Origin of the sequence: Xanthovirga aplysinae, assembly GCF_009711365.1 — a bacterium.
Classification (GTDB): Bacteria; Bacteroidota; Bacteroidia; order Cytophagales; family Cyclobacteriaceae; genus Xanthovirga; species Xanthovirga aplysinae.
This window is the reverse complement of the sequence record NZ_SMMB01000754.1, coordinates 1-3718: the sequence shown is the minus strand read 5'-3', so window position 1 is coordinate 3718 and position 3718 is coordinate 1. Positions and strand designations below refer to the sequence as shown.

Below are 3718 nucleotides of genomic sequence, written 5' to 3'. Positions count from 1 at the left end.
TAATCTTTGCCGCAAACTCCTCGCTCATTTCTGAACCTATTTTCTTGAGGATAGAAGGGAACATCCCAGCATTTTCCAGTTCTTTGGAGTAAAATGGTATGCGGCTTTTATCTGGATGTTGTTTTACATTAAAATAATCAGCTCCAAATGCCAGACAATCGGTAGCTTCGGATTTAAGGCCATACTTAATATGATCATAGAGTGCCTCAGGGTCATCGGGGTGAAGAAAGGCTCGAAGAAAATTCATCCCAATTAAGCCATTTCGATTAATAACTTCTTGAACTAATTCATCAGGAAGGTTTCTGGGGTGATCAAATATAGGTCTAAAGTTGGAATGACTTGCAATAACTGGAATATCAAGTCCTTTTTTATCAATATGATCCAAAATGCCGTAAGCTAGGGCGTCACTAGTATGGGAAAGGTCGATTGCTATCTTTTTTTCATGCAAATAATCAAGTAAAACTTCCCCGTCGTCTTTCAGGCCTGTTGAGGTATAATTTCCTCCTCCAAATCTATTTTCCTCATGGTGAGTCAGGCTAATGTAAATTAATCTTCCGGTGTTTTTAATGATTTCCTCCAAGTTTGAAAAACACTGATCTAGAGACTGATCCTCTTCGCATAATCCAGCAGCACTTTCAATTGAAGCGATGATTCCTGTTTTATTACTGTCCAGCACTTCATGAAACGCCTCTCTGGATAGGAGAGGTTTTAATTCCTGCTCAAAATCTTTGAGTAAATTTTTAAATATTTGACTTTGTTTTAAAGCGAAATCTGTACTTCCCGATTTAACCGGAGAATAGATGGCTAAGACCTGGCCTTTGACATTACCCGCTTTTAAGAAAGGTAATGAACAGCCGATATCTGGACTGTTGATTGAAGCTCCTTTTTGAGAAGCCATAAAAGACAATAAATCACAGTGTAGATCAAAAACGGGTTGAAGGGTTTTCATGATTTGACGAGGGTTTTAAAAAATACTGGTTGGGAACTTTTTCCCAAAAATAATTAGTAATTGGTTTTTAATTTAAAAACTATAAAAATCAATACGGTTTTAAGCTTTCATTTTATAAAGAACTGGTTCTTCCCCCATCTACTGGCAAATTAATTCCATTGATATAGGCGGCAGCAGGAGTAGCTAAAAAGGCAGCTGCTGCTGCTATTTCGGTTGCTATTCCAAAACGGCCTGCAGGAACTTCTGCTTTCATATCCTTTTCCACCTGCTCAAGACTTTTATTTTCCTTCTTGGCTTTGTTTTCCAGGATAACATCTAAACGAGCTGTACGGGTTGTGCCTGGCAATACATTATTAACTGTAATTCCAAAAGGGCCTAGCTCAACGGATAGGGTTTTCGACCAATTGGCTACGGCCCCACGGATTGTGTTCGAAACGCCAAGGCCTTTAATAGGCTGTTTCACGGATGTGGAAATAATGTTAATAATTCGTCCGTATCCAGCCGATTTCATGGAGGGAACAACCGCCTGCGTAAGGATTTGGTTGCAAATTAAGTGCTTTGAAAAAGCATCCGTAAAAGCTTCAATATCGGCATCAATTGCTGGTCCCCCAGCAGGGCCTCCTGTATTGTTAATGAGGATCTCTACTTGTGGGTTTTGGGCCATATTTTTTTCCAAAGCTAATTTCAATTGTTGAGGTTGGCTGAAATCTGCACAAATGTAATCATGCATTTGCTCTTCACTTCTGGATAAATTACTTAAAACCTCTTTCAATTTATCTTCACTTCTGGCAATTAATGTTATATGTGCACCTAGTAAAGCTAATTCTTCAGCCACTGCTTTTCCAATGCCCTGTGTGCTTCCGCAAACCAGTGCTCTTTTTCCTTTTAGGCCTAATTCCATGATTTTAAGACGATAACTTTAATGTTTAAACTTTGAAAAAACTTGATTACAACTCAGGAAGGTAAAAAAAATTTTTAAAACGTTTGAAATTTCCTAAATTGAACGGGAGCTATAGTCCTGTAAATGTAATTAAAATTATGACAATTAAAAGACCCTTTAACTTTAATCAATGGATTAATGAGCATCGGCATTTGTTAAAACCTCCCGTGGGAAACCAACAGGTATATGTAGGGAATGAAGACTTCATTGTGATGGTGGTAGGAGGTCCTAATGCTCGAAAAGATTATCATTATAATGAAACCGAGGAGTTGTTTTTACAACTTGAAGGGGATATTGTATTAAAAATAATTGAGAATGGTGAGGCTGTGGACATTCCCATTAAGGAAGGAGATATGTTCCTCTTGCCACCAAAAATACCTCATTCTCCCCAGCGTCCGGCAAATACGGTGGGATTAGTGTTGGAAGTATATCGAAAAGAGGGGCAAAAAGATGGATTTATGTGGTTTTGTGAAAATTGTAATCATAAACTTTACGAAGAGTATCTTGAACTAACTGATATTGTAAAACAACTTCCCCCTATTATGAATCATTTTTTTAGTTCAGAAGAACTTCGACAATGTGAAAAGTGCGGAACCACCATGGAAAAACCTAAGTAGTTAGGTCCCTCTCAAATAAACAGGATTAGAACATATAATTGGGAACTAGAAGTATCGAAATTGGAGTCAAGATGGGGGTTAAGAAACTTAGGATTTTTGGAATTAATTATACCTATCCTTCGGACATTATGAAATTATTTTTTAATCTTCAATTCGTACATTAAATAAAGTAGCACAAAGTTTTATGGATAATAATTTTTTTAAAATAGACATACATACCCATATTTTGCCTGAAAAATGGCCGGATTTGAAGGAGCGTTACGGTTATGGAGGGTTTATTCGCCTGGAACATCATAAGCCTTGTTGTGCCCGAATGATGATGGATGATAAATTTTTCCGGGAAATTCAAGATAATTGTTGGGATCCAGTTCAGAGAATGCAAGAGTGTAACCATCAGAAAGTTGGCGTTCAGGTGCTTTCTACCGTGCCTGTGATGTTTAGTTATTGGGCAAATCCGGACCATACTTTGGATCTTTCCAAAATTTTGAATGATCATATTGCAGGAATAGTGGCCGATTATCCGGATCGTTTTGTGGGGCTAGGTACCATCCCTATGCAGGCTCCCGATTTGGCAATTAAAGAGCTTGAACGCTGCATAAAAGAATTGGGCATGGCTGGTGTTCAGATCGGCTCGCACATTAATCAATGGAACCTGGATGCACCTGAGTTATTTCCTATTTTTGAAGCAGCTGAAGAGTTAGGAGCAGCTATTTTTGTGCACCCCTGGGATATGATGGGTAAAGAAGACATGAGTAAATATTGGCTTCCTTGGCTGGTAGGTATGCCGGCCGAAACTTCCCGTGCTATTTGTTCTATGATTTTTGGTGGTATTTTTGAAAAACTTCCAAGTTTAAGAGTTGCTTTTGCACATGGAGGAGGTGCTTTTCCTGCCACAGCAGGACGTGTTGCACATGGTTTTGAAGTCCGCCCTGACCTTTGTGCAGTGGATAATCCTGTGCATCCGAGCAACTATTTGGGGAAATTTTATGTGGATTCCCTGGTTCATGCTCCAGAAGCCCTTGAGCTTTTGATTAAAGTGGTAGGAGAAGAAAAAATTGCCTTGGGAACTGATTACCCATTTCCATTAGGGGAGCATTATGCTGGAAGTTTGATAGAGTCTATGCCTTTGGAGGACTCTTTAAAAGCAAAACTCTTAGCTCATAATGCACTAGATTGGCTAGGATTACCCATCGATCATTTCGAGTCTTTGAA

General features: G+C 38.8%; 4 protein-coding genes. 2 read left to right on the top strand and 2 right to left on the bottom strand.

Annotation, left to right across the window (positions count from 1 at the left end; all coding sequences use genetic code 11):
* Together E1171_RS05145 and E1171_RS05140 are read right to left on the bottom strand one after the other, a co-directional pair.
* Nucleotides 1–949: dipeptidase (locus E1171_RS05145; protein WP_155204748.1), on the bottom strand; the 949-nt coding region annotated here is incomplete at its 3' end.
* 112 nt (nucleotides 950–1061) lie between these two features.
* Nucleotides 1062–1850 carry an SDR family oxidoreductase gene (locus E1171_RS05140; RefSeq protein ID WP_155204746.1) on the bottom strand — a complete coding sequence of 263 codons (789 nt, stop codon included), beginning with the start codon at nucleotides 1848–1850 and terminating at the stop codon, nucleotides 1062–1064.
* A gap of 137 nt (nucleotides 1851–1987) precedes the next feature.
* Here E1171_RS05140 and E1171_RS05135 point away from each other — a divergent pair, with 137 nt between their 5' ends.
* Both E1171_RS05135 and E1171_RS05130 read left to right on the top strand, forming a co-directional pair.
* Nucleotides 1988–2506, top strand: coding sequence for a 3-hydroxyanthranilate 3,4-dioxygenase (locus E1171_RS05135; RefSeq protein WP_155204744.1), 519 nt, complete (start codon nucleotides 1988–1990; stop codon nucleotides 2504–2506).
* Nucleotides 2507–2690: 184 nt separating this feature from the next.
* Nucleotides 2691–3718, top strand: a 1028-nt coding sequence (locus tag E1171_RS05130; protein WP_155204742.1) for an amidohydrolase family protein, incomplete at its 3' end; no start/stop codon positions are given.